Raw genomic sequence first — 26153 nt, forward strand, 5'->3', positions numbered from 1 at the left:
ATGGTTGGCGAAGTATTGTATTTATAGAGAGAAAGCATGAAAGCGTCCATTATATCTAAGCTTGAGACCCTACAAGAGCGGTATCAAGAAGTTCAAGTATTGCTCGGTGAGCTAGAAGTTATTTCTGATCAGAACCGTTTTAGAGCCCTTAACAAAGAATACTCTCAGCTAGAAGAGGTGGTGAACTGTTTTACCACTTACCAACAGGCACAAGAGAATTTTGATTCTGCCAACGAAATGTTGAACGATGACGATCCTGAAATGCGAGAAATGGCTGAGTTAGAAATCGCCGATGCCAAGCAAGAGATGGCGCGTTTAACCGACGAATTACAGTTATTATTGTTGCCGCGGGATCCCAATGATTCACGAAGCGTATTTTTAGAGATCCGAGCTGGCGCGGGTGGTGATGAAGCGGCTATTTTTGCTGGCAATTTGTTCCGTATGTACAGTAAGTTTTCTGAAAATCAGGGCTGGCGGATGTCGATTGTATCAAGCAACGACAGTGAGCAAGGCGGTTATAAAGAGCTGATTGCAAAGATCGACGGTGAAGATGTATATGGTTTAATGAAATTCGAGTCTGGCGGACACCGGGTGCAACGGGTGCCTGAAACTGAGTCACAAGGCCGGATCCACACCTCTGCTTGTACCGTCGCAGTGATGCCGGAGATCCCTGAAGCCGAACAAATCGAAATTAATCCCGGTGATTTACGGATCGATACCTTCCGAGCTTCTGGCGCGGGGGGGCAGCACGTGAACAAGACTGACTCTGCGATTCGTATTACCCATATCCCCAGTGGAGTGGTGGTGGAATGTCAGGAAGAGCGTTCTCAGCATAAGAACCGGGCCAAAGCGATGTCAGTATTGTCGGCTCGTTTACAGGCTGCAGAAGATGATAAACGTCGTGCAGAAGAAACCAGTATGCGTCGTGAGTTGGTTGCCAGTGGCGATCGGAGCGAGCGGATCCGCACCTATAACTATCCACAAGGTCGCGTGAGTGACCATCGTATTAACCTTACTTTATATCGCTTAAACGATATTATGGAAGGGGATTTATTAGCCTTACTCGACCCTATTTTACAAGAATTTCAGGCAGACCAACTCGCGGCCTTGGCAGATAATGACGCCTAAGCCACCAAGCATCGCGGAGGCTTTAAATTGGGCGAAGCAGACTCTATTTAGTGGTGAGTCTCCGCAGATTGATGCTCGAGTATTATTACAATATGTATTGCAATGTGAACCAGCATACCTGATGACTTGGCCTGAGCGTCACTTAACGCAAGCTCAATGGGATGATTATCAACATTGGGTATTTAAGCGCCAAGGGGGACAACCAGTGGCTTATATTACTGGTTTACGTGAATTTTGGTCCTTACCTTTAAAAGTATCAGCGGCGACGCTCATTCCACGTCCCGACACTGAAGTTTTAGTTGAACTAAGCCTAAAGAAAGTCACTAACCAAGCCGATACAGAAATAGTTGACCTTGGTACAGGCACGGGGGCGATCGCTTTAGCAATTGCCAGTGAGTTGCCCTTGGCCAAAGTATATGCTTGTGATGTGCGTTTAGATGCGGTTGAACTAGCGCGTGAGAATGCTCAAGGTTTAGATTTAGAACGGGTTGATATAAGGCAGGGTTCTTGGTTTGGTCCGTTTGAGGGGCAACGCTTTAATTTAATTGTGAGTAATCCACCCTATATTGATCCGCAAGATCCACATTTACAGCAAGGCGATGTGCGTTTTGAACCAAGCTCTGCGCTTACTGCTGAGCTTCGAGGTTTGGCTGATATTCAGCATATCATTAGTTCTGCTCAGGCTTATTTAAAGCCGGGTGGGTGGCTGCTGTTAGAGCATGGTTTCGATCAAAAAGAAGCCATTCAGCAACGATTAACTGCTGAAGGTTTTGTACAAGTATTTACCGCGCAAGACTATGGTGGCATGGATAGAGTCAGTGGCGGTTGTTATCTCGTTTAGTTGGACGGGTCATAACATCGTCAGTTGGGTGACTGAACAATTAGCTAAAGGATAGGGATTGAGTGATTTTTCGCATTTTAGGTATTGAAGAAGAAATCGCTGGGCAATCTTTTGGGGAGGTCCGCAAGAGTTTGCATCGACTGTGGTTAGATTGGCTTAAGGTCAACCCTGTTGCGCAGGGCACCGCTCCGCGTTTTGAACAACTAAAGCAACTGTTCTACCAAGACTTAGGCTTTAGTGGTGATTGGCAAAGTTACTATCATAGTAACAATTTGTTGATTCATGATGTGCTAGAGCGGCGCAGTGGAAATGGCACGACTTTGTCCGTGTTATTTCATTATTTTGCTCGTAAATTAGAGCTAGAATGTCAGGCTATTGTATTTCCTGCGCAAACGATATTAGCCTTTAACATTGAAGGGCAGGGGGTATATTTTGATGCCTTTGCTGGAGAATCCAAAAGCTTGGCGCAGTTAGCGGTGATGCACCGTGGTTACAAGGGCAATTTGGCCAGTTTAATCAAGGAAAACCTGCAACCACTCTCTTCGGCAGAGATGACGCTACGCTGGTTAGCTGAGCTGAAGGCGGCTTGTTTACGGGAAGAACTATTTGAGATGGCCTTACGGACCTCTCAGGTTTTGCTGCGTTTAAAACCTGGTGATCCTCACGAAATGCGTGATCGCGGTTTTATTTACCAACAATTGGATTGCAATAGTGTTGCAATTAACGATTTTGAATATTTTATTGAGCAATGTCCCGATGATCCCTTATCGAAGATACTGAAGATGCAGATCAACACGATGGACGCTCAGCCTGCAATTTTGCATTAAGAGGAATAGCATGCAGCAACAAACGATTAATATTGGCGAAATTAAAGTCGCCAACGATGCACCCTTTACCTTATTCGCTGGGATGAATGTACTAGAATCTCGTGAATTGGCGATGCGCATCGCCGAGCATTTTGTGGAAGTAACCGACAAGCTTGGTATTCCTTATGTATTTAAAGCTTCATTTGATAAAGCGAACCGCTCTTCTATTCATTCTTATCGTGGCCCTGGAATGGAGCAAGGTTTACGTTTACTCGAAGAGATCAAACAGCAGTTTGCTATTCCAGTGATCACCGATGTTCACGAAGTGGCGCAAGCGGCTCCTGTGGCGGCGGTCGCTGACGTGATTCAATTACCGGCATTCTTGGCCCGTCAAACAGATTTAGTGGAAGCGATGGCTCGCACGGGGGCGGTGATTAACGTTAAAAAACCGCAATTTTTGAGCCCATCACAGATGGGAAATATTGTCGATAAATTTGCCGAATGTGGCAATAATCAGGTGATATTGTGTGAGCGGGGCAGTAACTTTGGTTATGACAATTTAGTCGTCGATACGCTGGGGTTTGGCATCATGAAGCAAGTGAGTCGAGGCGCACCCGTTATTTTGGATGTGACTCATGCCTTACAGTGTCGTGATCCTTTAGGTTCGGCTTCGGGCGGGCGTCGAGAACAGGTTGGAGACTTGGCTAAGGCAGGCATGGCGACGGGTTTAGCGGGGCTGTTTCTAGAGGCTCATCCTGATCCTGATCATGCTTTGTGTGATGGGCCAAGTGCCTTGCCTTTATCGAAACTAGAACCTTTCCTTAAGCAAATTAAAGCGCTGGATGATTTGGTGAAGTCTTTCGACAATTTAGATACCCTCTCAAAATAAGAAATTTGTCGTTAATGGTAACTTTAAGTTTCCCTGAGCTTTTTCTCTTGTTAGGGTAAACTGAATAAGCTAGGCGTATTCGCTAGGTCTAGCGACTTTGCTAAACAGATAAAATGGAAGTGATATGTTAAAAAAAGCCTTGCGCACCGCTTGTTTGGTCGTGACTTTGGGTTACCTAAGCGCTTGTGCTAGCACTTCAAGCCAGACGCCGAATACAGTTGTTCTTGCAACGCCATTACAGGTGAATTATCAATCAGAAGTTGCGCTGGCTCGTTTGGGACAAATGCTTAGTTCTGGTGAATATGATCAACAACAGATGGCGCAGTTATATTACGAACGAGGCATTGTATTTGATCGTGTTGGGCTACGAGCCTTAGCCCGCTTCGACTTTAATCGAGCCATTCAGTTAAAGCCCGACTTTGTCGAAGCGTATAACTTTCTGGGGGTTTACTTTACCTTAGCCGAAGAATTTGACAGTGCTTTTGAAAGCTTTGATTCGGCCTTGGAGCTTGAGCCAGATTATGCATTCGCTTACTTTTATCGCGGTTTAGCACTGAATTACGCAAATAAGCCAAAGTTGGCAGTGGTTGATGTTAAACGCTATGCTGCTCAGGCTCCCAATGATCCTTACCGCGTATTATGGCGTTATCTGATTCAATTAGAAGCGGGTGAAACAGACGCATTAACAACGCTACAAGCGGCTTTAGCTGAATACTCTAGCGAACATGACTGGGGTTGGCAGATTGTTCGCCTCTACGCTGGCCAAATCGATCAACAGCAGTTTTTGGCCAGTACGATGGCTGGCGAAACGGATAATCGCGCTTTGGCGGAGCGGCTTTGTGAAGCATACTTCTATATGGCGAAGCTCGCACAACGGGCGGGGAATCACACCTTGGCCAGCAGTTATTTCAAACTCTCTTTAGCGAATAACGTTTATGATTTTGTCGAACATCGTTTAGCTTTATTTGAGTTGCACCGCTATGAGAGCCAACCCTAACCGGCTCTCATTGAGCTTGTTTTAGTCTTGCTGGTGGCGGATCCCAGCAATTTGATGCCAGTAGCCATTGACACTATCCGGCGTAGGAAATCGTTCGGTAGTTTGGCTGCGGCGGCGAAAGGCTTCTAGGTGTTCGATACTATCTTCACCTAGTGGACTAATTCTCACAATATCGACCAAACCCTGCATACTTTGTTGGTCATTAATTAAGTCGTAACAATCTCCCGACATGGTTTGAATACCATTTAATACAAATAGTGGCTGGCCTTCTTGGCTATCGACGCGGCGTCCATTTGGGTAATTAATGCAGCAGGTTTCGCAGTTGTCTTTGCTTTTTCCCTCAGCCTGAGCGGTAAAACAACGGGCTGAATAAGCCAGTGGTAAATGCCCGTAAGCGAAGACCTCTATCTCAAAGCGTTCACGGATCCCCATTTCAATACATTCATTACTAAGTTTTTGTAGCCAATCTCGAGAAAGTTCAACGGGCATTACCCAGCGTTGCATTCCTTGGTCAAGCAATACTTTCAGCGCATAGCCATTGTAAATATTAACCGCAGGACCGCAGACGAAAGGCAAACTGGCTCTATGTGCTTCTTCGATGGCACTAAAGTCATTTGCTTCGATTAAAAAATCGCCATTACTGACTAATTTTTGAAGTTGTTTAATCTCTGAAGGTGCTTCTAACAAAGCCATGGTCGATATTACAACTTGTTTGCCAGCGAAGCTGAGTTGTTTCGCTAAGTCTAGCCAGTCTTGTACCTTCATATTGCGTCGTTTGCTACATACGGTTTCGCCGAGATAGACAATGTCGGCGCTGCTGGCCTTGGCTAGATGATAGAACTCTTCAATTTGTTGGTTGGGCCAATAATATAGAATTGGTCCTAGTGCATATTTCATATGGTACCTATCCTTTATTGCCAAGCTTTTTGGTAAGCACCCAACGTGGTTTGGCTGCCTTCAGATAAATTAGCTAATTGACTCATCCAGTGGCTTTTCGCGGAAAAACTCTCTGGGTTTGCTTTAAAGCTATCGATTGCTTCTCGCCACACTTGGGTCACTTGAGCGACATAGGCGGGACTACGTTGGCGCCCTTCTATTTTTACAGCGGCTATATTGGCGGCGAATAACTCCGGAATCAGTTCAATGGTATTGAGGCTGGTGGGTTCCTCTAAGGCATGATAACGCTGTCCGTCTACATCAAAACGCCCCTTACATAAGGTGGGGTAGCCGGCGGTTTCATTCGGAGCATAGCGGTCAATCAGAATGTTGTTTAGCCTAGACTCTAAGCCCTGTTCGGTTTCTTGCCAACGGACATAAGAAGCGGGTGAACAGGCTCCAACGGTATTGGGCGATTCTCCGGTTAAATAGGAGGACAAATAACAGCGACCTTCTGCCATGACACAAAGGCTACCAAAAGCAAATACTTCCAGCTCCATATCTGGGCAAGCTCTCGAGAGTTGTTTGACCTGATGGATGGATAATACTCGTGGTAGCACAACACGTTTTACCGCAAAGTTACGTTGATAAAAAGCGATGGCCGAAGCATTGGTTGCCGAGGCCTGCACCGAGAGGTGAACTTCTAAGTCTGGGTGCTGTTGCTTCGCATATTCGAGCAAACAAATGTCGGCTAGAATGACGGCGTCAGCGCCGATATCAACGGCGCGGTCAATGGCTGAGAACCAAAGATGTTGCTGTTGTGGATGTGCAAAAGTATTAATCGCAATATGTAATTTACGCCGATGTTGCTTTAAGTAGTCGACCGCTTTATCAAGCTTCTTTCCTTCAAAGTTTAAACCAGCAAAATGGCGAGCATTAGTGGCGTCTTTAAAGCCAATATAGATAGCGTCGGCGCCGTGATCCACCGCCGCTTTAACTGCAGGTAAAGAGCCTGCAGGGCAAAGTAATTCCATAGGTCCCTCTCAAGAGATTTTTTGTTATTTTACTGGTCTTAGTTATTCAGGATATTGACTCAGAGCAGGTTTGATGTTGGCAAAGTTGAGTAAACTGAATCACTTATCTGCTCGATCTATTGTTTATATATGAGGAAATGAAGTGCTGGATAGCTTGAAACAATCTTTAGTGAAAGACATGCCCAAAATATTGAGCATTCCTGTGAAGTTCTGTCCTTTTGCTGTGCAAGGCTTGGTTTTAGAGAAAGCGCTAGCCCTTGCTTTTGCGGAAGCAATTGAAGAAGGCGATCTTGATTTTTTGCTACAACGTTGGTTGAAGCTTGAAGTGACCGATCTAAATGCTAGCTGGTTTGTCACTTTTCAACAGGGAAAATTGCGGGTTCAAGCGAATGCACCTCAAATTGATGTCAGTTTTTCTGGTCAGCTTAATGAATTTGTATTGCTCATGGGACGCCAAGAAGATCCAGATACATTATTTTTTCAACGCCGCTTAAAAATAGAAGGTGATACCGAGCTCGGTTTAGAACTTAAAAATTTACTGGACAACTTAGACTTTGACAGCCTGCCCGCATGGCTTAGCGAAGGCTTGAAAAAAAGTGCCGGTATGGTGCTGCAATATCATAGCGCGTAACAGGGTTTGCGATTTAACCAGCCATTTGGTGCTTTTTAAATGGTCACTATAAAGTAGCTAGCAGAATCCTTGTGCTTATTTCTCCTTAGGAAACACGGCAATTCGGGTCTGTTTGCTCTTGGTATGCTTCTGCTGGCGGTGATTCAAATTCATTTATCTCAATAAAACTGAACATAAAAAATCATTCGCTGCCAGGTTTCTATCGCTTAAATCTCTCAAATTGTTGTTGGATTTGTTGATAAAGTTCTGTGGTCCATGGGGGTAAGTGATCAGGTACTGGAAACAGCGGCAATAGCCTTGGATCGTGCGGGGCGATAACCACTGAACTATTGCCGGGGCCAATACGTTCCACCAAGATAAATAAATCTTCGATATTTTGATCGCCGATGGCTAAACAGCCGATTGATGACGCTTTGCCATGAATAAAAATGTTTGAACCGGGTTGCTTGCGTTGTTCCAACTTTGCTTTGGCAAGATCGAAACTATTAGGGTAGTTTAGTTTCATCGAAAGATGAAATTGACTATTCGGGTTTAGAGCCTCAATTTGATAGATCCCCTCGGGGACTTGCAAGTCCCCTTCTCGAAGCTTTGGCCCTGCCGTGCCACTCGCATGTCGGATCCAATAAGTATGAATAAAGTGATAACCCTCCCCACTGTCGGCCCATAGCTCTAAGCGTCGTGAACGTTTGCTCGCCAATAAGGTGATTTTTTGCGGCGGGTAATCGACTTTAGCGGCGATAAATAGCGGTAATAAACGCTTTAGACTATCGTTATGGTAGGCCTTTATAGCCTGACTAATGGAGCGTTTTCCTGCTAAGTGCTGAGTCGAGTTTGGCCATGTAGCAGCCATTATAGAAAAACAATAGCCACCAAGGAGGGCATAAAAGCATAGTCGAATGAAACTCAAAGGTGAATGCTCGGTAGATTGCTGAGGCTGCAGTGTACTTGTTGTTTTGTCTTCTGACTAGCGTTGCCATGTTGGCTGCGGGTTGAATTTGCTGACTAGGCAAGTCGTGAAAATGAGAAATTTGGGGATTGGGATGAAATACAGGATTAAGTTACTCATTGCTTGTTCTCTATTCACGAGTATTCAGCTACAAGCTCATACATTGGAAGAGCTGAGTTACATGAGTGAAGACTTTTTCCCTTACAACTATGTTGAACAGCAACAGCCGCAAGGTTTTGCTGTGGAACTGTTAAGTTTGGTATTTCAGCAATTGGGTAGCCCGCTCCCAGAGATCCAGTTTTTACCTTGGAAACGGGCATACGCAAAACTGCAGCAGCTGCCTTATACGGTGTTATTTTCAACTATTAAAACTGCCCAGCGAGAGTCAAAATTTAAATGGGCTTGTCCAATTAACATCGGTCAGGCCAATTTATATGCACTGAATGACAGCAAAATTGAGATCACGGCGTTGGCGGATTTAGCGAATTATAAAGTTGCATTACTCAGCGGTCAGTCGATCCATGCTTATTTAAATGATGCTGGCCTACAGCATAATATCGTGGCGATTAAGACGATTGAGCAAGCATTTAAATTATTAGCGCTACGCCGAGTTGATTTGTTGGCCCTGGTCTCGGAGCACATCGACCCACATGAACTAAGCTTCAAACAAGTCTATAATTTGTTCGATAATGAATACTGTTATGCTTTTCATCCATCGGTGAGTGAGCCCGAATTACGACGCTTTCAACGGGCCTTGCAGTTAGTCGTCAGCTCTGCGAGTTATCAAAAGCTCTACCAAAAGTATTTTAAGTAGTTGCCTTGTGGTTGGTTTCGACTTTAGTCGTAGGCTTGTGTTAATAACTTGTTAATTTGTAACTTGTTCATTAGCATGATTATTCGCTCGCTTGAAGATGGCGGGTGCCATAGAAATTCATCGAGAGCTGCTGATAGTTGGCGTGATTAAGGCGTCGAGAGCTTTGAGTCGTTGATGACGCACGCTTAAATCAGCAAGTTGTAGGCTAGGGCTGAGTTTTCATCGTTTAGATATTCAGGATCAAGGGTTCGCGTGGTCGTAGAACCTTTACTAAGGAGAGTAAATCATGGCTTATTGGCTAAAAAGTTTATTACTACTGACAACAATGCTCGGTGTAACAGCGCAAGCGGACACCGCTAAAAACTACTTGTTGGCAACTGCGAGTACCGGAGGAACCTATTATCCGGTGGGGGTCGCATTGGCAACCCTCACTAAGGTGAAGATTCAACCGACCCATAAAGTGAGTGTTTCTGCGATTAATTCTGCTGGTTCAGCGGAGAACATTAAGTTATTGCGTGATAAAGAAGCTCAGTTTGCCATCTTACAGGGGCTCTATGGTTCCTATGCGGTTAATGGGAGTGGTCCTCTTGAACAACAAGGAAAGCAAACTCATCTGCGCTCTATTACTATGTTATGGCAGAATGTTGAGCAATTTGTTATTCAAAAGCAATACGCGAAAACAGGGGATATTAGCGACCTACTAGCATTAACTGGAAAGACACTCGCCTTGGGTAAGAAAAACTCCGGAACTATTGGCTCGAACCGTTTTCTACTGGGGCATCTTGGGGTTGATATTGATAGCCAAATGAAACTTTTTTCTGCAGGTTATGGCCCCTCTGCGGAAGCGCTACAAAATGGCCAAGTAGTCGGCATTAACACGCCGGCAGGGGCTCCTACCGGGGCTATCACTAAGTTATTTGCCGCAGCGGCGAAAGATCTTGTACCGCTGGATATTAGCGATGAGCAAATGCAGCAGGCAAATGGGGGCCTAGGTTTATGGACTCGGTATGTGATACCCGCTGGCACCTACCCGAATCAGGCAAAGGACTGGAATACCATTGCGCAACCGAATTTTTTAGCGGTACATGCTGACGTGGATGAAGAATTTGTTTATTTGTTGACCAAAACGATTTACGAAAACTTGGCTTTTTTACAGGCGATCCATAAAGCAACCCTCGCCATGTCGTTAGAAAAAGCGCTGGCAGGTTTGCCTGCTCCACTTCATCCCGGTGCGGCACGTTACTATCGCGAACAGGGGATTCAAATTCCCGATAACTTGGTGGCGAAATAAGCGCTTGTTTTGGCTTAACAAGTCAGTGAATTTGCTTGTTAAGCCTCTTCATATCATAAGACCAAGCCGAATCACCGATAGAAAGGGCTTCAAATATTCAGTGCGAAGGCCTCTCGTGAGCATTGATCCCGTGGTCATCTCTTGTTAATGGAAGCAATTCTCATCATACGTGCACTTCGCATGCACTTTTATTTATGCACCGCGCATTATTGTTACTCAAGGAGCTTCTGCTATGCAATGGAATGCAGTCCCCGATAGTATCCGTCAAGAAGTCAACGAAACCCGTTCCTTGTCATTGGTGTATGTGCTGGGGATCGTGATTAGTCTAGTGCATGTCTATTTCAATATTTTCGCAGATATTGCAGTTTTGCAACAAAATATTATCCACTTTGCAGGTTTTGTCTTGTTATGTGGCTTGCTGAAGCCGCTGACAAAGCATCACTTGGCCAGTTGGTTGGATCGTATATGGGTATTTTCTATCACGCTGTCAGCGATTTATTTGCTGTTTGCCGAAGACTTGATTTACCAACGGGGTGTTCGTTTAGTCACTCTCGATTGGATCTGCGGCATAGTGGTGATCCTCGGCGCGATTGATATGACGCGTCGGGCGACAGGTTGGGTGATCCCATTGCTCATTGTGAGCTCTATTTCCTATTTGGCCTGGTGGGGCAATTATGTGCCGGGCGTTTTTCAATTCAAAGGTTTAAGTCTAGAGACGCTGTTGTTTCGAAGTATTTATGGTGACGATGCCATCTTTGGCAACATTGCCCGAATTTCGGCGAGCTTTGTGTTTATGTTTATCCTGTTTGGTGCCTTTTTATTACGCTCGGGCGCAGGGGATTTTGTGATCCACTTGTCAAAAAGCATCGCCAGTAAACTGGTTGGCGGACCTGGGATTGTGGCGATTATCGCCTCAGGTTTAACCGGGACTATTTCTGGTAGCGCGGTGGCCAATACGGCCTCAACTGGGGTGGTGACGATTCCTCTGATGAAAAATGCTGGATTTAGTGCACGTTTTGCTGCCGCCGTTGAGGCTTCGGCGTCAACTGGAGGGCAAATTGTTCCCCCGATTATGGGGGCTGGTGCCTTTGTGATGGCTAGTTATACTCAGATCCCCTACAGCACCATCGTCATCGTGAGTATTTTTCCTGCGATATTGTATTTTGCCTCACTGGTATTTTACGTGCGAACGGAATCTTACAAAATGGGTTTAACGCGTACCATGGAAAAAGGCGCGCCCTTACTGCCGATGGTGTTGCGAGAAGGTTTATCCTTTATTGTGCCCGTGAGTTTATTGATTGGTTTACTGGTGATGGGATATACCCCGACTTATGCGGCGGTGATTGCGATTATCACGGTGATTATCAGTTCCTGGTTTACCCCGAATAAGATGGGTTTTCGAGCGATCGCCGATGCATTTGCTCTAGGGGCGCGAAATATGGTGGTGACAGCGGTATTGCTCTGTTCTGTAGGCCTGATTGTGAATGTGATCGCCACCGCCGGGATTGGTAATACCTTCTCGTTAATGATTACCGAGTGGTCGGGCGGAAGCTTATTATTGGCCTTATTGTTGGTGGCTATCGCTTCTTTGGTTTTGGGGATGGGTTTACCGGTCACTGCCTCATATATTGTACTGGCGACCTTGTCGGCACCCGCCTTGTTACAATTAATGGCGAACGCCGAGTTGGTGAGAGTGTTGAGCACCACAGAGATCAGTAGCGAGCTGCATGCGGTATTAATGCTGCTGGGGGTGGGTGCGGAGCAAGGCAGTTTGAGCTTAGTGGAGGCGCAAACTTTAGTCAGTCAAATCCCTGATGAGATGATGGCCTTGCTGCAACCAATGTTGCTTGATGATGGCAAAATAGCGATGTTGTTGCTGTCTGCTCATTTAATCATTTTCTGGTTGTCGCAAGACAGTAACGTAACCCCGCCAGTTTGTTTATGTACCTTCACTGCCGCCGCTATCGCCAAGTCTCCACCAATGGCGACCGGTTTTACTTCCTGGAAAATCGCCAAGGGTCTATACATCATTCCCTTGTTATTTGCCTATACGCCTTTAGTGCAGGGGGCGGGGTGGGAGCCGATACTCGTGTTTGCTTTTGCTTTGCCCGGCTTATACGCCTTTACTTTAGTGATGCAGGGCTGGCATAAACGACAGCTACAGATTTGGGAGCGAGTGCTGATGGCCGCGTTGGCCACGGCTTTATTGTATCCTTTGGGTTTTGTTTGGCAGTTGTTTAGTTTGTTCTGCCTAATTATATTCGTGCTTTACCTTGGCAAAAGCGCCAAACTGAAACTGTCTTCGGTGGAGTCGTGAAAAACCGCCAGTAAGCTCAGTGATAGTGCTTAAGTGCCTGGCGGATATTTCAAACAACTTAGTTCAAACATCTTAGGGAATGCCGGGTAGAACAAGAATTCGTCAATCCATAAAAAGTTTGACTCAATTGGCTGAATTGCGAGCGGTTGAACTGAAATAGCCTTTACATTTTAAAATCATAAACGTAATATTCACACCGCTGCGGAGGGGTGGCAGAGTGGTCGAATGCACCGGTCTTGAAAACCGGCAAGGGTTAATAGCCCTTCGAGAGTTCAAATCTCTCCTCCTCCGCCATATTAACTTGGCATGTCATCAATCAGAACATGACACTTTAATTGCAGCAACACCCCTGCGGAGGGGTGGCAGAGTGGTCGAATGCACCGGTCTTGAAAACCGGCAAGGGTTAATAGCCCTTCGAGAGTTCAAATCTCTCCTCCTCCGCCATTTTTAAAAGCCATGCTAAAGCATGGCTTTTTTCGTTTCTGCTCGGCACTTATTGTGCGAGCGGATAAAGACGCAGGTAGTTTTTCAGGGCATTTGCTAGATTTACCGACCAAAACTGTCCCGCTAAACTTAAGTTAAGCTGTTGGCCGTGCTGTGTGACCAGGCCGTTTTTTTGCCAAGCATCAAACAGCGTTTGACAATGGCGAAACACCTGCGCGCCTTGAGGAAGTTTAGCCGCGCTTAGTTCTCCTTGGTCACAGCCACTGACAATGGCAGCTTGTAGCGTGGCATCTTGGCTCGGTGGGGTTAAGGTTTGAAAAGCCCAGCTGTTTTCTTGCACTGCATTTTTCCAGGTATCGATATCGCGAAACTGCATCATGCTAAAGCCATTGATTTTTCCGCCAGCCCCGGCGCCAATGGGCAAAATATCGACCCCCTGCTTGACCAGGCGATTGTAATGGCTTTGCTCTCGGGGATCGCTTGCCCAATGACAATAACTCAGCTGCTTTAAACCCTGCTTGGTGAAAAACTGATGCCCTTGGCGGTACATCAGTGCTTTTTCGCTGGTGCTTAAAGGTTGGGCAACTCCCTCCTTCTCCGAATTTCGTTGTAATGCGGTACCGCCAAATGTGAGCAGTTGATAGAGATCGACACCATGGACACCGCTGCTCAGCACATCTTGTAGATCCTGCTGCCAGTTTTCAGTCGTCTGATGGGGCAGACCATAGAGCAAGTCGATGGCAATAGTCGCTTGTTGTGAAGCGCTTAATTGTTGCAGCCGTTGGAGAATGGTCTCACGTTGGTCGAGTCGTTTGGCGCTGCGACGAACCTGGCTGTTAAAGCTTTGCACTCCAAAAGAGAAGCGATTAAATCCGCCCGCGAGCGCGGCGGAAAACTTGTCATCGTCAAATCGATTGAGTCGACCCTCTAAGGTGATTTCGCAGTCACTGCTTAAAGGAAAGTAATGTTGGATCAGCTGACCAAGTTGCTTTAGTTGGGCTGAGTTTAAATCGGTGGGGGTGCCGCCGCCCACGTAGACTGCGTCGAAGGGCTGCGCCTTGCTCCAGGGTAAGCTGCTTTGGCCTTGAGCTCCTGTTCTAAAACTGCGAAATATTGGTCCATCATTTGCGGGCTACTGGCATATTGAAAAAAGCTGCAGAAACTACAGCGCACGCGACAAAAGGGGATATGAATATAAATCGCACGCTTTTGCTGTGAGGTTGGCGAAGCTGAGAGTTGTGCAAAGAGCTTGTTGAATGCGGTATCTCCTGACAGCTGTGCGCCGGTATTTTGCTGTGCATGGGCGGTGGTTTTTTTAGCGAAGGCAAACTGTAAAGGCGAAGGGCTTGCCTGGCCGGTGAGTGCTTCGGGTAAGGACGACAAAGACAGAGAATTTACTTGAGTCATGATTGGCTTCACAAAGTATTTATTGCAAATGTAAATTATTATCGTTTGCATTTCATTGATCTAGACCAAGTCTGCGCTGCTAAATGTTGAACAACATCTTTGGCTGATATCTGAGCAAATTGCCAATATAACTTGAATTTTCTCTGTAAGACTCTGTTCTTGTTGAAAGTAACTGAACTATTATTATTCTTCATTAACTGATCATCAAGGAATGAAGATGAAGCGCTGTTATCGTTTTGCAATATTACCCTTTGTGCTACTCATGAGTGTGTTAGTGGGCTGCAGCACCCAGCCCAGTCATAGTTGGCAGCCTGATCATAGCTATAAAATCACCGTGTTACATACCAACGATCATCATGGCCGTTTTTGGCAGAATAAATACGGCGAATACGGATTGGCGGCGCGTAAAACCCTCATCGATGGGATCCGTAAAGAGGTCGCGGCTGCAGGGGGCAGTGTATTACTGTTGTCTGGCGGGGACATTAATACTGGTGTTCCGGAGTCAGATTTACTGGATGCCGAGCCTGACTTTAAGGGGATGAAGTTACTCGGTTATGATGCGATGGCTTTAGGCAATCATGAGTTTGATAACAGCTTGGCGGTGCTGGCGCAGCAGCAGGAGTGGGCGGGATTTCCCTTCTTATCGGCCAATATTTATCAACGATCCACCGGTCAGCGTAAATTTCAGGCCTATACAATTTTCGACCTGCAGGGCGTTAAAGTGGCGGTGATCGGTTTTACGACGGAAGATACCTATAAATTGGTGCATCCCGATACGGTGGCTGATATCGAGTTTCGGGATCCCAAAGTCGAGGCGAAGAAGGTACTGGCAGAACTGCATCAACAAGAGCAACCGGATTTAGTATTTGCGGTGACCCACATGGGGCACTACGCCAATGCGCAACATGGAGTTAATGCGCCGGGTGATGTGAGTCTGGCGCGTTCATTAAAACCAGGTGAGTTAGACTTAATCGTTGGTGGCCACTCTCAAGAGCCAGTGTGTATGGAGCAGCCAAACCGTTACGATGTTCATTTTAAGCCTGGCACGGAGTGTCAACCCGACCAACAAAATGGCACCTGGATCGTGCAAGCCCACGAATGGGGGAAGTATTTGGGACGCGCCGATTATACGTTTAAAAATGGTGAGTTTAGCCTCGATAGTTATCGCCTTATTCCAGTAAATTTGAAGAAGAAAGTACTGCTTGACGGTAAAAAGCTGCGGGTATTCGTCGCCGACGAAATTGCCGCCGATCCGCAAGCTTTAGCTTTGTTGAGTCCTTATCAGCAACAGGGGCAGGCGCAACTTGGGGTGAATATTGCGCAGCTCAAGGGACGTCTGGAAGGGGATAGAAATAAGGTGAGGTTTGCTCAAACCAACCTCGGTCGAATGATCGCAACGGCGCATATGCAGCGGGTGAATGCTGACTTTGCGGTGATGAACTCTGGCGGAGTGCGTGCTTCGATTGAGCCCGGTGATGTGAGCTATAAAGATGTTCTTACGGTACAACCCTTCTCCAATACCATTACCTATGTGGACATGAGCGGTGCTGAAGTGCTCGAGTATTTATCGGTTGTGGCGACCATGCCGGTGGATACCGGGGCCTATGCGCAGTTTGCTGGGATTGAGATGACCGTGAGTAACGGCAAGGTGAGCGATGTGGTGATTGCTGGTCAGTCGCTGGACAGCGCTCAAATCTACCGCTTTACTGTACCAAACTTCAATGCAGCAGGAGGCGATGGTTACCCTAAGATTACCGAACATCGGGGTTTTGTTGATACTGGCTTCGTGGACGCTGAAGTGCTAAAAGCCTTTATGTAACAGCATAGCCCGCTGAATGCGGCAGATTTCGCGGCTCAAGGAGAGATCACTTATCGCTAATTAAACGTTTCATCAATCAAGCTACATAACTGATTCTGGAGTTGGCACCTTGCTTGATGGTTGCCTCGAAAATTTGGCCTCGAGCCTTATAATCGTCGGAGTATAGTGCTTAATACTTGCATATTCATTGGGGAATGATCAGTATTTTTCTAGGTCTGTTGTTAGGCTTGAATCACCGCCGACTTCAGGATTAACTCATACCATTACTTATCTTGGTATAAACAAGATTGCTGTTTTGCTAGCAAATTGGGTAGCAGTTAAACCGATTTAGTGGTTGGTTGAATAGCATCATACATAGCCTTGTTATCTCACGCGGCTTTAAGCGTATAGACGAAGGGATATCACTTGGCTAAGTTCTCAAAAATTTGGATTACATCGATGGATTGGTTTTATGAATTTTCGGCTTAGCTTTCTTATGGCGTCACATCTAGGCGGTTGGGGAGAAACAACTCATATCAGCAGTGAGTGGATTGTGTCGCTTGTTCGATGAATAACTCACGATAAGATTTTGTCTCTAGGTCTGGAGTGCTTAAGCCAAATTGACTGGCTAAGCTTTCGAGTTCAACTTTATAGTTTGCTAGCATTGACTGCTCATCGGTCATAATCGCAAATTCAGCAAAGTGTCCAATTCCTTCGAGATAATCTAGTGTTACATGGTACTGACCGATGAAGTAAATACTACGGATTTTTTTTGCTTGTAAAGCGACCTGATAGCCCATAGTTTGCAACATACTTTTTGCTGAGTTTGCATTGATGATATTCGTCGCTTCGCAGCGATCAAACTCTGGACCTTTGACTATCCATAATTTTATTCCCGACGGTTCCATCTCACGGATACAAACACTCTTATTTTGCGCTTGAAGTTGTTGAGTGGATGTATCGAAGTAGCAATCCGATTCGACGTTATCTAGAAGCATTACCTTATGAGGCATCTTAGCTAAGGTTTGCAAAAAATCAGATTTTGACGGCAATCTAAATTTTAGTTCGACTTCATATTGACCCTTGAAATGCTCTGAACTCATTTATTTTGCTTTCTTATTCTATTGGGAAGAACTGAATATTAGCATGACTGTAGCACTAAAGTAGACAAAAACGCTTGAACCAAAGCGTGTGGGTGCGAAGCTTGCGACGAGCAGGCTAGCTGGTTGATTCAATGGTGCGATGTGACATTTCATTAATTATGCGGTATCGCAATATGCTATGGTGGGTCGAGGTAGTTTATTGTATTCAGTGTGATGCCACATGCGATGAAAGATGAGTTCTAAACGTGGTATTGTTAATAACAATTAAAACAGTAGAGTTATAATATGTTGATTACATTTAGCTGTAAAGCCTATGCAAATATTACGATGTTTGGTGATGTGGGCCTACAAATGTTGAAGATGATGGGCCAAAGTGACAACGTGCCCGGAGCAATTTTGGCTGCAGATGTGGCAACCGCACTTGCTCAGTTAAAAGCTGCGATAGATCTAGCGGAAAAAGCGCCGGAACTTGGCGATGCCAAAGATGAAGCCGACGATTTGATTGAAGCGCCAGTGAGTTTGGGGCATCGAGCATTCCCCTTAATTGAGTTATTGACCGCAGCTGCTAAAGAAGAATGTAACGTGATGTGGGAGGCGATTGGTAATCAACATCCATAAGGATGGCTAAGGCTTTTTGTCTGATTGCTTTGCAGGGAGACAATAATCATGTAATAAGTATCTGTCAAACATACTAAGTCGCCTTGTTAGTAACAGTATTAGCCTCAGTTATAGTGTCCACTCATGTTAGTTTCTAAGTACGATTTAGCGGTTTCAACCTTGAGTCGGTGTACGTTATTGTTAAACAGGCGTTGGTGGAATATGAATTTGAGATATTCATATTTGAATGAAACTCTTTTGTTGGTGGTTGTTGATTCAGAACTTCGGTAAGAACATTGTTATTTCATTGTTGTTCAGTCATTCACGAAATCAGCGAAGTAAGCCTGTTTAAGGTTAGTTGAGAGTATGTTTTTCGGTTTTTCGCGCGTGTTGATGGCGCGGCTAAACGAAGGATCACTGAAGATACTTGTTGAAAATCATATCATAAGTACCGTCTTCCTTCATCGATGCAAGAGCTTTGTTGTAATCTGCAATGAGTTGGGTGAAGTCGCGTTTTCTTGTGAATGCGAGGTAACTTGGAACCGCCTCCAGATTCGGGGATAATTGCCTTATTTTATTGATTTCTCCCAGCGATTTAGCGGTGCTTAAAACAACATGCCGATAGGAAGGGATCAAATCTACTCGGCCAGCTAAAAGTTTTCGAACATTACTTTTAGAGTTTTGAGCTACATCTATTTTTGAGAATAGTCCTTCAGCCAATGCAGCATCAAGTTTTGGCCCATAGCTGGTGTGATTAATCACGCCAATCGATTTATCAGCCAATTTTGTGAGGTCACCGTCATAGGTAACTGTAGAATTACTCGAAACAAAAAAAGCTTGTACCTGAGTGATCAGGACTTCACTGGTATAGCTCATAAACTCTTGTCGTTCATCGGTTAAATATGCTGAGAATATACCATCCACATCACCAGATTTGACGGATTTTAAACATCGGGCCCAAGGCATGAGTTGAATTTCAACGGTATACCCAGCGCGATAAAATGCTTCATTTATAACATCAATTAAAATACCCGTTTGTTTACCATTTTCTAGGTATGAAGTGGGAATACTGTCAGCTGCTGCGGCTAGCACAATAGTTTCAGCAGCGACTTTTTGATTAGATATTGTCAGTATTAAAATGGAAATGACTAAATAACATATCCGCTTATATATTTTTTTTTGAAAGATTTTTGTTAAAAACATAATGGTTTGCTTGTCACGCATTTTATTAACCCACTTTATATATATGCTTTTAGATATTTGTTAATGATTTCAATGTCAGAGCAAAGTGTTTGTTCAGCCTATTCAATATTTCGCTAGTCTTTGGGGATTGTTCATCGTGGCTCATTTTTTGAGACTGGGCATCTACAGTAGATTTATTTGGATACAGGGCAAAAAATTTTACTGGTTTCATCTATATGTCAGCCTTTCATAAATAAGCTCTTATGCCTTGAGTTGTTCAAGATACGCTCGTATGAAAACATTTGGATACGGTTTGACTATGAAAATTTAGCCAGATTTTGTGGACCATTCATGTTTGCTTCAGACTTAAATTTTGCTTCGAAAAACCATATCAAGTTCTCATAGTATAGTGGGGGATCTGGTATTCACCCAGTATCAACTCGTGGCATAAGAGACCTCTTGGCTTAGTCTGAGATAGCCTGATGGCTCTTAAATCGTGACTAATATTGATTAAAAGCAGTGAACCTTTGCGTTTTCGAAGCTAACTATCCTGATTCAAGCAAAGCGATTTTTTTGTGGTGTTGAGCCCTGATTTTATGACTGAAAATTGTTTTGCCAGAATTTATTCTCAATCGACGTATTGTGTATCTCTTGGTTGGATTAACACCTCATTTTTGATCGAAACTCCTACACTTAGAGCGAGGAAGAGTGAATCCATGAGGCTTCGATTTTGCCTGCTTCTTGGTGTGCTTATTACGCTCATGAGAAAAAGCGTTGATCTGGAACTCGCTAAACCCTGCTAGGCCTTGAATGAGGCTTTGAAATGAAGGATAGGCGTATGGAATTCAAAGATTACTACAACATCCTTGGCGTGAAGCCTGATGCGGGAAGCAAAGAGATCAAAGCGGCCTATCGTAAGCTCGCGCTGAAATACCATCCTGATATGAATTCTGATGCTCGAGCTGAAGCAAAGTTTAAAGAACTGGCTGAGGCGTATAAAGTTTTAAAACATCCCAAACGACGTGCTGAATACGATCAACTTCGCCAATATGGACAGCAGTCAAGTCACGGCTTTCGCCCACCACCGGGGTGGCGAAGTACCAGTTACGCTGAAGAGCCTGATCGCGAGCAATTCGAAGGTGATTTTTCTGAGTTTTTTAATTCAATTTTTGGTCAGCATCGGGCTACATTTCGGCAGCGGGCTTCAACTGCGCCGCAACGCGGTCAGGATATCGAGATTGAACTGCCGCTATTTTTAGAAGAAACCATTCAACAAACGCATAAAACCATCGAGTATCAGCTGCCGGTGTTTGGTAACGGGCGGCTTGAGCATGTCACCAAGCAATTGAAGATTAAAGTGCCGATGGGAAGTTGCGATGGTGAACGGATCCGAGTGCCAGGCCAGGGCACCCCAGTTCCAGTGGTGGCTTTGCGGGCGATCTCTATTTGCATGTTCGTTTAGTACCGCATCCGCTGTTTGATGTGCAGGGACATCATTTGTATATCTCATTGCCCTTGTCCCCATGGGAGGCCGCTTTAGGCACCAAGGTGACACTGCCCACCCTTGAAGGGAAAATCAGTTTATCGATCCCTGCGAATACTCAAGCAGGGCGCAAATTGCGAGTGAAGGGTAAAGGCTTAAGAAGTAAAAATGTCACTGGCGACTTATTTGCGGTGGTCAGCATTGTGATGCCAAATAAAGCGACGCCACAGCAACAAGCGTTATGGCAGGCGCTGGCCTCTAGTAGTCACTTTAATCCCAGAGCAGCGTGGAGGGAATGAGCATGAGTGAAGCTTTCGTCAATATATCCTTCAATGAACTCTGCCAACTTGCAGGAATAGAGCGTGATGTGCTGATTAATGTGGTGGAATACGGCATTGTTCAGCCACTAAGGGGGGAAGGGATAGAGCGCTGGATATTCGATACTACGAGTCTTCATTGGATCAAAAAAGCGGTGCGGCTTCATCAAGACTTAGAAATAGATTGGGTGGCGGTCGCCATGGTGGTTAACTTGTTGCAACAAAATGAAGATTTGTTGAAGCAAAATCAAGCTTACCAGAGACAGCTTCAGCGCTTTATCGGCGCTTAGCTAGTCTCTGGTGGTGATTGGTTCATGATTTGTCAGTTAGGTGAAGCTCAGCACTGTCCTTTATTGGTGTGGCAGTGTATCTGTTTGTTCGATGAATTGTTGAAACTGTTCGATAAACCAGATGAGCTTCGGATCCTGATAGCGGGTTTTATGCCAATATAAATTGAGTTGGTAGTTAGGAAGTTTAAAGGGCAAGGGACTTATGCTTAAACGAAGTTGTTGTTGCATCTGTTGAGCATAGCGATGGGGGAGGGTGAGTAAATAGTCGGTATTTTGCACAAAATAGGGAGCCGCTAATACACTGGCAGTTTTAATCGCAATCTGTCTCTTTTTTCTTATTTTGGCCAAGCTAATATCTACGATGCCGCGGGATTCGTTCCAAGGTGTGACTAGAATATGTTTATGTTCTAAAAATTGTTGTAAGTTGAGTGGGCCTGGGGTTCCTCGCTGCGCACAACGAGCATTAACATAGTGGTCTTCAAGCCAAGTTAAGCGCATTAAACTTTCGCTACTCTCTGGCTGATGGCTGAAACCACAGGCCAAGTCGAGCTCTCCCGATTTAAGCGCTGCTTCTGGTAGGCGTTGTTCTAATTGTAGAAACTCAATATTAATTGCTTTAAACCCTTGGCTTAAGTGAGCGGTAAACGCTTGCATACACCAAGAGCTATAGTCGGTGGTGGCGATTTTAAAGTTGTGGGTTTGCGTCGGCGAAAAGGCTTGAGATAACTCAAAACCCTGATTGAGCATGGTGAGTGCTGGCATCACATGTTCAGCCAAACGTTGGGCATAGGCTGTGGGTAGCATTCGGTTTTCGATACGAACGAACAGCTCATCGCCTAGTCGTTCTCGTAGGCGAGTGAGCGCATGACTACAGGCCGATTGACTCAGCTTAAGTGTTTCGGCAGTGACGGTTACAGAACCTGTTTGATATAAACTGGCAAATAGCTTCAGTAGATTGAGATCAATATTAGGAAATTTATCCATGCACACTCTTCATTTGTCGCCTGCATATAATGCACTGTATTCATGAAGCTATAGAGCTTACACTCTCCCTACTTTGAGTCAACAGGATAAGCAAATGCCCTTAAATATTAGACCCGCAGAAAAAGTCGATGCTGCGACAATTTTAAATTTTATTCAGCAACTTGCAAATTATGAAAAGGAGCCGAAAGCGGTAGTGAATAGTGTTGCACAAATAGAACAACGTTTATTTGGTTCAGAGATCCATGCCCATGCGCTCATCTGCGAACAGGATGGTGTGGCGATTGGTTTTGCGGTGTATTTCTTTAACTACTCTACTTGGCTGGGTCAATATGGCCTTTATTTGGAAGATCTTTATGTGTCTCAAGATCAACGCGGTCAAGGGGCGGGTAAGGCTTTAATGGCGTATTTAGCTCGGCTTGCGGTGGCGAAAGATTGTGGCCGTTTTGAATGGTCGGTATTAGATTGGAATCAAAGCGCTATTGATTTTTATCATAGTATTGGCGCTCAGCCACAAGATGAATGGATTGCTTATCGCTTATCGGGTAAAAATCTAAAGCTTTTTGCTAGTATTGAAGGCTAGTTGTTGCTTTTTTTTGCTTAAAGTTGCCGCTTTGAACGGCGGTGAGTATGCTGAGCTTTGGTGAGTAAATCGGAGCCATGGTGTTCGTTGGGAGCTCACCATTGCAGCGAAACACCTTGCGCCGAATCTTCAGGCTCCTTTGTTCAATGTTGGAAGACTGATTGTGAATTGAACGCGGCAAGCACCGTGAATTTGTTTGGCTCCCTATTCAGGCGTTGAAAAGTACCGTAACAGCGAAGTGTTGGGCAACTGCCCGTTTTTATAACAAAGCCAGCAATATATCTAGCTGGCTTTTTTGTTTTGAGCCGTTTGCGCTTGTTTGGAAACTCTCTCGTTATTTTCTAGTCTCTATATCTGTGAGTTTGCTCATAAATTCTCCATCAAATGATTGAGTACCGATGAGTTCGTGCTACCTTGTTTCCAGTATTCAAAACAGGGCTCCAGCATTTTGGAAAAAGAAGTTAACATACCGGCTTTGAGTCGAACAATCAGCATTATCGACGTATTGGTCGCTCATGGAAATCTCAGTGCCAATCAAATCATTCGCATCCTCGGCCTACCGAAAAGTTCGGTGTATAACTTATTAAATCAACTCAAGCGTGAGCGGATTGTCGATCAAGATAGAACCGGCCAATATGTGCTGGGTTTGAAGTTACTCGAATGGGGTGGGGCCGTTTCTGCACATCAAGATTTAAGAGACGTTGCCTATCAGCATTTGGAATCCCTTGCCAGCAAAACTGAAATGCTTTGTCATTTGGGGATTTTAGACAATGACACACCTATCTATTTAGTTCGGGTGGATAGCCTATCGCACATCCAGGTGAAAACCTGGGAAGGCAAACAACTCTGTATTTATCGTTCGTCTTTAGGCAAATGCCTTTTAGCCTATTTAGATAAAGCAAAGCAGCAACAGATTATCAAATCAATCAGTTTTGTCGATCATCTCCCCAATAGCATTGGTTCACGGGCCGAGCTTGAGCAAGAGCTTACGCGGATACGAAGCCTTGGGTGGGCGAAAGATGATGAAGAAGATGCCGCCAATATTCGCTGCGTGAGTGCACCGATTTTCGATAAGCATGGTGCCGTTATCGCAGCGATTTCTTTGGTGGGTACGGTGATGCACATTGGTGATGATTTTACCTTTGAAGACGCCGCCTCAGAAGTACGAAACACAGCAACCGCAATATCTAGAGAGCTAGGTTTTAATGGAGAAGTAAATTAATGAATAGACCCCCAAAAGTATTATGTGCCTTATTAACGCCATGGAAAGATCAGTCCCCCAATTTGGCCGAAATCAGGCGAATTGTCGATTTTCAAATTAAGCAAGGTTTGCTCGGAATTTTCCCAATCTCTTCTGTGGGAGAGGCCGGAATTATGAGTTTTTCTCAAAAATGTGCGGTGATTGAAGCAGTTTGTGCCGAAGCGAAAGAGCGGGTTCCTGTTTGGAGTGGTATTCCTTCAAATAACGCAGATGAGAGTATTCAATTGGCGGCTTTTGCAAAGTCACAAGGTGCCACCGGATTGGTGTTAATGCCACCGGCTTTTTATCCCTGCGATGAAGCCGCGATTATTAGTTTTGTAAGCAAAGTTGCAGCCTCGACAGACCTCCCCATCTGTCTTTATAACATCCCTTTTATGGCGGATCCGATTAATGCCGAAACGGCGGCAAAACTAGCCCGTTTAGCCAATGTTGTTGGAATTAAAGATTCTGGCGGTTGTTCAGTTAATTTCATGAAAATGCTGAGCTTATGTAAAGCGGTTGATCCTGAATTTAGGGTGATGACTGGCCGCGAAGAGTTCTTATATGGCTCGTTGATGCTTGGTGGTGATGGTTGTATGACCGCAACTTCAGGGGTGATGCCAGAAGTGATGGTGAAAATTAACGCTTTATTTGAAGCCGGTCAGTTTGATGCGGCTAAAAAGCTTCAATTCGCAGCGATGGAAGCGATGATGGCGATGTCCTCAATTCGTTTTCCGTTTGGCTATCGAATTGCAATGGAAGCTCGAGGATTCGATATGGGTCAATCCCCATTAACCCATACCGAATCAGACTCGAGCTACACGACTGCCAAGGTTCAGAGCTTGGCAATATTAATTAACACACTAGTCGAATTAACGGTCAATTAACGATCGGGAGTATATAACAAAATGACGTTACCTAAAATAAAAGAAATTCGTGCCTATTACATAGGCGGGGCGACAGGTAAAAAAGGCAATGGTGGTGCAGACTATCATGACCAACAAGGTGGGCATTGGATTGATGACAAGATCTGTACCCCGATGAGTCGCTATAAAGAATATGAACAGTCTCGACAGTCTTTTGGGATTAATGTGCTTGGTACCCTGATCGTTGAAGTAGAAGCTGACGATGGCACCACAGGATTTGCAGTCTCGACCGCTGGTGAGCCCGGTTGTTTTATTGTTGAGAAGCACTTAAATCGTTTTGTCGAAGGCAAGTGTGTCTCTGACATAAAATTAATCCACGACCAGATGATCCGCGCGTCAATTTACTATAACGGCGGCGCAGGTCTGGTCATGAATGTCATTAGCTGTGTTGATTTGGCGCTTTGGGATCTATTTGGCAAAGTCACCCAGCTTCCGGTATTTAAGTTACTTGGTGGGGCTGTGCGGGATGAATTGCAGTTTTATGCCACCGGGGCACGACCCGATCTCGCTAAAGAGATGGGCTTTATTGGTGGCAAAATGCCCACGCATTTTGGTCCGCATGAAGGTGATGCTGGGATCCGTGAAACCGTGAAGCAGTTTAAAGACATGCGAGAACTGTGCGGCGAAGACTTTTGGTTAATGGCCGATTGTTGGATGAGTATGGATGCGAATTATGCAATTAAAACCGCTTGGGCGATGCATCAAGCAGGTGTTAATTTGAAATGGATCGAAGAGTGTTTTCCCGCCAATCAACATCAAGCTTATCGTGAGCTAGTAGCAAAAGCCCCACCAGGGTTGATGGTCACGACTGGAGAGCACCATGGCACCCTTGAGTCATTTCAAGAGTTATCTGAAACTGGGGTCAACATTATGCAACCAGATGTTGGCTGGTGTGGCGGATTAACCACGCTCGTAGAAATTGCGGCAGTGGCTAAATCTCGGGGCCAGTTAGTGGTGCCGCACGGCTCGTCCGTCTATTCTCATCACGCGGTGATTACTTTTACTAACTCACCTTTCAGTGAGTTTTTGATGACCGCGCCCAAAGCGGATCATACTCGTCCACAATTTGACCCTATTTTGATTAATGAGCCGGTTCCCGAGCGAGGTCGCATTCACAAAGACCAACTGGATAAGCCGGGATTTGGTGTTGAGCTAAATCGCGACGGTCTTACTCGCCCTTATACTCATTAATTATTAGGACTAGAGCAGGCGCGCTGCGTTCGCTCTAGTAA

At 45.2% G+C, this 26153-nt stretch carries 26 protein-coding genes and 2 tRNA genes; 20 read left to right on the forward strand and 8 right to left on the reverse strand.

Annotated elements, in window-relative coordinates; all coding sequences use genetic code 11:
- Positions 1 to 36 precede the first annotated feature (36 nt).
- The 5 genes from prfA (at position 37) to nlpI (ending at position 4661) form a co-directional block, all read left to right on the forward strand.
- A complete protein-coding gene (gene prfA, locus ACRRSW_RS08210; RefSeq protein ID WP_432453691.1) occupies positions 37 to 1128 on the forward strand; it encodes a peptide chain release factor 1 in 1092 nt (363 codons plus the stop codon).
- Positions 1118 to 1969, forward strand: a complete 852-nt coding sequence (gene prmC, locus ACRRSW_RS08215; protein ID WP_432459070.1) for a peptide chain release factor N(5)-glutamine methyltransferase — start codon at positions 1118 to 1120, stop codon at positions 1967 to 1969. Before prfA ends, prmC begins: the two co-directional genes overlap by 11 nt.
- Positions 1970 to 2031: 62 nt before the next feature.
- Positions 2032 to 2796, forward strand: coding sequence for a SirB1 family protein (locus ACRRSW_RS08220; RefSeq protein WP_432459071.1), 765 nt, complete (start codon positions 2032 to 2034; stop codon positions 2794 to 2796).
- Positions 2797 to 2806: 10 nt separating this feature from the next.
- Entirely contained in the window at positions 2807 to 3664 is an 858-nt protein-coding gene (kdsA, locus tag ACRRSW_RS08225; RefSeq protein WP_432459072.1) for a 3-deoxy-8-phosphooctulonate synthase, read from the forward strand.
- Between the two features lie 124 nt (positions 3665 to 3788).
- The gene (nlpI, locus tag ACRRSW_RS08230; RefSeq protein WP_432459074.1) at positions 3789 to 4661 is read left to right on the forward strand and encodes a lipoprotein NlpI; all 873 of its coding nucleotides are present in this window, start codon (positions 3789 to 3791) and stop codon (positions 4659 to 4661) included.
- A gap of 21 nt (positions 4662 to 4682) precedes the next feature.
- Here the strand turns inward: nlpI and ACRRSW_RS08235 are convergent, their stop codons facing one another.
- Both ACRRSW_RS08235 and ubiU read right to left on the reverse strand, forming a co-directional pair.
- The gene (locus ACRRSW_RS08235) at positions 4683 to 5558 is read right to left on the reverse strand and encodes a U32 family peptidase (protein ID WP_432453686.1); all 876 of its coding nucleotides are present in this window, start codon (positions 5556 to 5558) and stop codon (positions 4683 to 4685) included.
- A gap of 14 nt (positions 5559 to 5572) precedes the next feature.
- The gene (gene ubiU / locus ACRRSW_RS08240; RefSeq protein ID WP_432459075.1) at positions 5573 to 6571 is read right to left on the reverse strand and encodes a ubiquinone anaerobic biosynthesis protein UbiU; all 999 of its coding nucleotides are present in this window, start codon (positions 6569 to 6571) and stop codon (positions 5573 to 5575) included.
- Positions 6572 to 6713: 142 nt separating this feature from the next.
- Here ubiU and ubiT point away from each other — a divergent pair, with 142 nt between their 5' ends.
- Positions 6714 to 7202, forward strand: a complete 489-nt coding sequence (gene ubiT, locus ACRRSW_RS08245) for a ubiquinone anaerobic biosynthesis accessory factor UbiT (protein ID WP_432453684.1) — start codon at positions 6714 to 6716, stop codon at positions 7200 to 7202.
- Between the two features lie 199 nt (positions 7203 to 7401).
- Here ubiT and ACRRSW_RS08250 read toward each other — a convergent pair whose 3' ends face one another.
- A complete protein-coding gene (locus ACRRSW_RS08250) occupies positions 7402 to 8052 on the reverse strand; it encodes a L,D-transpeptidase family protein (protein WP_432459076.1) in 651 nt (216 codons plus the stop codon).
- Between the two features lie 190 nt (positions 8053 to 8242).
- Between ACRRSW_RS08250 and ACRRSW_RS08255 the strand changes: the two genes are divergently transcribed.
- The 5 genes from ACRRSW_RS08255 to ACRRSW_RS08275 all read left to right on the forward strand — a co-directional run bounded on the left by ACRRSW_RS08255 (position 8243) and on the right by ACRRSW_RS08275 (position 13014).
- Positions 8243 to 8962, forward strand: coding sequence for a substrate-binding periplasmic protein (locus ACRRSW_RS08255; protein WP_432459077.1), 720 nt, complete (start codon positions 8243 to 8245; stop codon positions 8960 to 8962).
- Between the two features lie 286 nt (positions 8963 to 9248).
- A complete protein-coding gene (locus ACRRSW_RS08260; RefSeq protein WP_432459078.1) occupies positions 9249 to 10253 on the forward strand; it encodes a TAXI family TRAP transporter solute-binding subunit in 1005 nt (334 codons plus the stop codon).
- 232 nt (positions 10254 to 10485) lie between these two features.
- Entirely contained in the window at positions 10486 to 12570 is a 2085-nt protein-coding gene (locus tag ACRRSW_RS08265) for a TRAP transporter permease (RefSeq protein ID WP_432459079.1), read from the forward strand.
- Between the two features lie 203 nt (positions 12571 to 12773).
- Positions 12774 to 12864 (forward strand) — tRNA-Ser (locus tag ACRRSW_RS08270).
- 59 nt (positions 12865 to 12923) lie between these two features.
- Positions 12924 to 13014, forward strand: a tRNA-Ser gene (locus tag ACRRSW_RS08275).
- Positions 13015 to 13063: 49 nt separating this feature from the next.
- On the opposite strand, the gene hutW is transcribed toward ACRRSW_RS08275, so the two are convergent.
- Positions 13064 to 14047, reverse strand: coding sequence for a heme anaerobic degradation radical SAM methyltransferase ChuW/HutW (gene hutW, locus ACRRSW_RS08280; RefSeq protein ID WP_432459080.1), 984 nt, complete (start codon positions 14045 to 14047; stop codon positions 13064 to 13066).
- Entirely contained in the window at positions 14020 to 14421 is a 402-nt protein-coding gene (locus tag ACRRSW_RS08285; RefSeq protein WP_432459081.1) for a hypothetical protein, read from the reverse strand. The genes hutW and ACRRSW_RS08285 overlap by 28 nt, the downstream gene beginning before the upstream one ends.
- A gap of 217 nt (positions 14422 to 14638) precedes the next feature.
- Here ACRRSW_RS08285 and ushA point away from each other — a divergent pair, with 217 nt between their 5' ends.
- Complete coding sequence (gene ushA / locus ACRRSW_RS08290) at positions 14639 to 16240, forward strand: bifunctional UDP-sugar hydrolase/5'-nucleotidase UshA (protein WP_432459082.1); 1602 nt, start codon at positions 14639 to 14641, stop codon at positions 16238 to 16240.
- Positions 16241 to 16755: 515 nt separating this feature from the next.
- Here the strand turns inward: ushA and cyaB are convergent.
- The gene (gene cyaB / locus ACRRSW_RS08295) at positions 16756 to 17322 is read right to left on the reverse strand and encodes a class IV adenylate cyclase (protein WP_432459083.1); all 567 of its coding nucleotides are present in this window, start codon (positions 17320 to 17322) and stop codon (positions 16756 to 16758) included.
- Positions 17323 to 17607: 285 nt separating this feature from the next.
- On the opposite strand from cyaB, the gene ACRRSW_RS08300 reads away from it, so the two are divergent.
- The gene (locus ACRRSW_RS08300; RefSeq protein WP_432459084.1) at positions 17608 to 17940 is read left to right on the forward strand and encodes a DUF1840 domain-containing protein; all 333 of its coding nucleotides are present in this window, start codon (positions 17608 to 17610) and stop codon (positions 17938 to 17940) included.
- Positions 17941 to 18333: 393 nt separating this feature from the next.
- Here ACRRSW_RS08300 and ACRRSW_RS08305 read toward each other — a convergent pair whose 3' ends face one another.
- Positions 18334 to 19143, reverse strand: coding sequence for a substrate-binding periplasmic protein (locus ACRRSW_RS08305; RefSeq protein ID WP_432459085.1), 810 nt, complete (start codon positions 19141 to 19143; stop codon positions 18334 to 18336).
- Positions 19144 to 19939: 796 nt separating this feature from the next.
- Between ACRRSW_RS08305 and ACRRSW_RS08310 the strand changes: the two genes are divergently transcribed.
- Genes ACRRSW_RS08310 through ACRRSW_RS08320 form a run of 3 tightly spaced genes read left to right on the forward strand, consistent with a single transcriptional unit; the run spans position 19940 to position 21191 of the window.
- Positions 19940 to 20563, forward strand: a complete 624-nt coding sequence (locus ACRRSW_RS08310; RefSeq protein ID WP_432459086.1) for a DnaJ domain-containing protein — start codon at positions 19940 to 19942, stop codon at positions 20561 to 20563.
- Positions 20548 to 20883: a DnaJ C-terminal domain-containing protein gene (locus tag ACRRSW_RS08315; protein WP_432459087.1), complete on the forward strand. Its 336-nt coding sequence runs from the start codon at positions 20548 to 20550 to the stop codon at positions 20881 to 20883. The genes ACRRSW_RS08310 and ACRRSW_RS08315 overlap by 16 nt, the downstream gene beginning before the upstream one ends.
- Before the next feature lie 2 nt (positions 20884 to 20885).
- The gene (locus tag ACRRSW_RS08320; RefSeq protein WP_432459088.1) at positions 20886 to 21191 is read left to right on the forward strand and encodes a chaperone modulator CbpM; all 306 of its coding nucleotides are present in this window, start codon (positions 20886 to 20888) and stop codon (positions 21189 to 21191) included.
- Positions 21192 to 21251: 60 nt separating this feature from the next.
- Here the strand turns inward: ACRRSW_RS08320 and ACRRSW_RS08325 are convergent, their stop codons facing one another.
- Positions 21252 to 22175, reverse strand: coding sequence for a LysR family transcriptional regulator (locus ACRRSW_RS08325; protein WP_432459089.1), 924 nt, complete (start codon positions 22173 to 22175; stop codon positions 21252 to 21254).
- A 94-nt stretch (positions 22176 to 22269) separates the two neighbouring features.
- On the opposite strand from ACRRSW_RS08325, the gene ACRRSW_RS08330 reads away from it, so the two are divergent.
- From ACRRSW_RS08330 to rhmD, 4 genes are all read left to right on the forward strand, one after another.
- Entirely contained in the window at positions 22270 to 22755 is a 486-nt protein-coding gene (locus tag ACRRSW_RS08330; RefSeq protein WP_432453671.1) for a GNAT family N-acetyltransferase, read from the forward strand.
- Positions 22756 to 23203: 448 nt separating this feature from the next.
- The gene (locus tag ACRRSW_RS08335; RefSeq protein WP_432459090.1) at positions 23204 to 23977 is read left to right on the forward strand and encodes an IclR family transcriptional regulator; all 774 of its coding nucleotides are present in this window, start codon (positions 23204 to 23206) and stop codon (positions 23975 to 23977) included.
- On the forward strand, positions 23977 to 24882 hold the full coding sequence (locus ACRRSW_RS08340; RefSeq protein ID WP_432459091.1) for a dihydrodipicolinate synthase family protein: 906 nt from the start codon (positions 23977 to 23979) through the stop codon (positions 24880 to 24882). Before ACRRSW_RS08335 ends, ACRRSW_RS08340 begins: the two co-directional genes overlap by 1 nt.
- A 21-nt stretch (positions 24883 to 24903) precedes the next feature.
- Complete coding sequence (gene rhmD, locus ACRRSW_RS08345; protein WP_432459092.1) at positions 24904 to 26112, forward strand: L-rhamnonate dehydratase; 1209 nt, start codon at positions 24904 to 24906, stop codon at positions 26110 to 26112.
- Positions 26113 to 26153: the final 41 nt, after the last annotated feature.

Origin of the sequence: Agarivorans sp. QJM3NY_25, assembly GCF_050870875.2 — a bacterium.
GTDB lineage: Bacteria > Pseudomonadota > Gammaproteobacteria > Enterobacterales > Celerinatantimonadaceae > Agarivorans.

Excerpts from the sequence above, each read along its gene's own strand:
- nlpI (WP_432459074.1), top strand. The coding sequence starts at position 3,789 with ATGTTAAAAAAAGCCTTGCGCACCGCTTGTTTGGTCGTGACTTTGGGT.
- ACRRSW_RS08340 (WP_432459091.1), top strand. The coding sequence starts at position 23,977 with ATGAATAGACCCCCAAAAGTATTATGTGCCTTATTAACGCCATGGAAA.
- prfA (WP_432453691.1), top strand. The coding sequence starts at position 37 with ATGAAAGCGTCCATTATATCTAAGCTTGAGACCCTACAAGAGCGGTAT.
- ACRRSW_RS08330 (WP_432453671.1), top strand. The coding sequence starts at position 22,270 with ATGCCCTTAAATATTAGACCCGCAGAAAAAGTCGATGCTGCGACAATT.
- ushA (WP_432459082.1), top strand. The coding sequence starts at position 14,639 with ATGAAGCGCTGTTATCGTTTTGCAATATTACCCTTTGTGCTACTCATG.
- ACRRSW_RS08265 (WP_432459079.1), top strand. The coding sequence starts at position 10,486 with ATGCAATGGAATGCAGTCCCCGATAGTATCCGTCAAGAAGTCAACGAA.
- ACRRSW_RS08255 (WP_432459077.1), top strand. The coding sequence starts at position 8,243 with ATGAAATACAGGATTAAGTTACTCATTGCTTGTTCTCTATTCACGAGT.
- ACRRSW_RS08235 (WP_432453686.1), bottom strand. The coding sequence starts at position 5,558 with ATGAAATATGCACTAGGACCAATTCTATATTATTGGCCCAACCAACAA.
- ACRRSW_RS08300 (WP_432459084.1), top strand. The coding sequence starts at position 17,608 with ATGTTGATTACATTTAGCTGTAAAGCCTATGCAAATATTACGATGTTT.
- ACRRSW_RS08320 (WP_432459088.1), top strand. The coding sequence starts at position 20,886 with ATGAGTGAAGCTTTCGTCAATATATCCTTCAATGAACTCTGCCAACTT.
- ubiU (WP_432459075.1), bottom strand. The coding sequence starts at position 6,571 with ATGGAATTACTTTGCCCTGCAGGCTCTTTACCTGCAGTTAAAGCGGCG.
- kdsA (WP_432459072.1), top strand. The coding sequence starts at position 2,807 with ATGCAGCAACAAACGATTAATATTGGCGAAATTAAAGTCGCCAACGAT.
- cyaB (WP_432459083.1), bottom strand. The coding sequence starts at position 17,322 with ATGAGTTCAGAGCATTTCAAGGGTCAATATGAAGTCGAACTAAAATTT.
- ACRRSW_RS08285 (WP_432459081.1), bottom strand. The coding sequence starts at position 14,421 with ATGACTCAAGTAAATTCTCTGTCTTTGTCGTCCTTACCCGAAGCACTC.
- ACRRSW_RS08260 (WP_432459078.1), top strand. The coding sequence starts at position 9,249 with ATGGCTTATTGGCTAAAAAGTTTATTACTACTGACAACAATGCTCGGT.
- ACRRSW_RS08250 (WP_432459076.1), bottom strand. The coding sequence starts at position 8,052 with ATGGCTGCTACATGGCCAAACTCGACTCAGCACTTAGCAGGAAAACGC.
- prmC (WP_432459070.1), top strand. The coding sequence starts at position 1,118 with ATGACGCCTAAGCCACCAAGCATCGCGGAGGCTTTAAATTGGGCGAAG.
- ACRRSW_RS08305 (WP_432459085.1), bottom strand. The coding sequence starts at position 19,143 with ATGCGTGACAAGCAAACCATTATGTTTTTAACAAAAATCTTTCAAAAA.
- rhmD (WP_432459092.1), top strand. The coding sequence starts at position 24,904 with ATGACGTTACCTAAAATAAAAGAAATTCGTGCCTATTACATAGGCGGG.
- ACRRSW_RS08310 (WP_432459086.1), top strand. The coding sequence starts at position 19,940 with ATGGAATTCAAAGATTACTACAACATCCTTGGCGTGAAGCCTGATGCG.
- ACRRSW_RS08325 (WP_432459089.1), bottom strand. The coding sequence starts at position 22,175 with ATGGATAAATTTCCTAATATTGATCTCAATCTACTGAAGCTATTTGCC.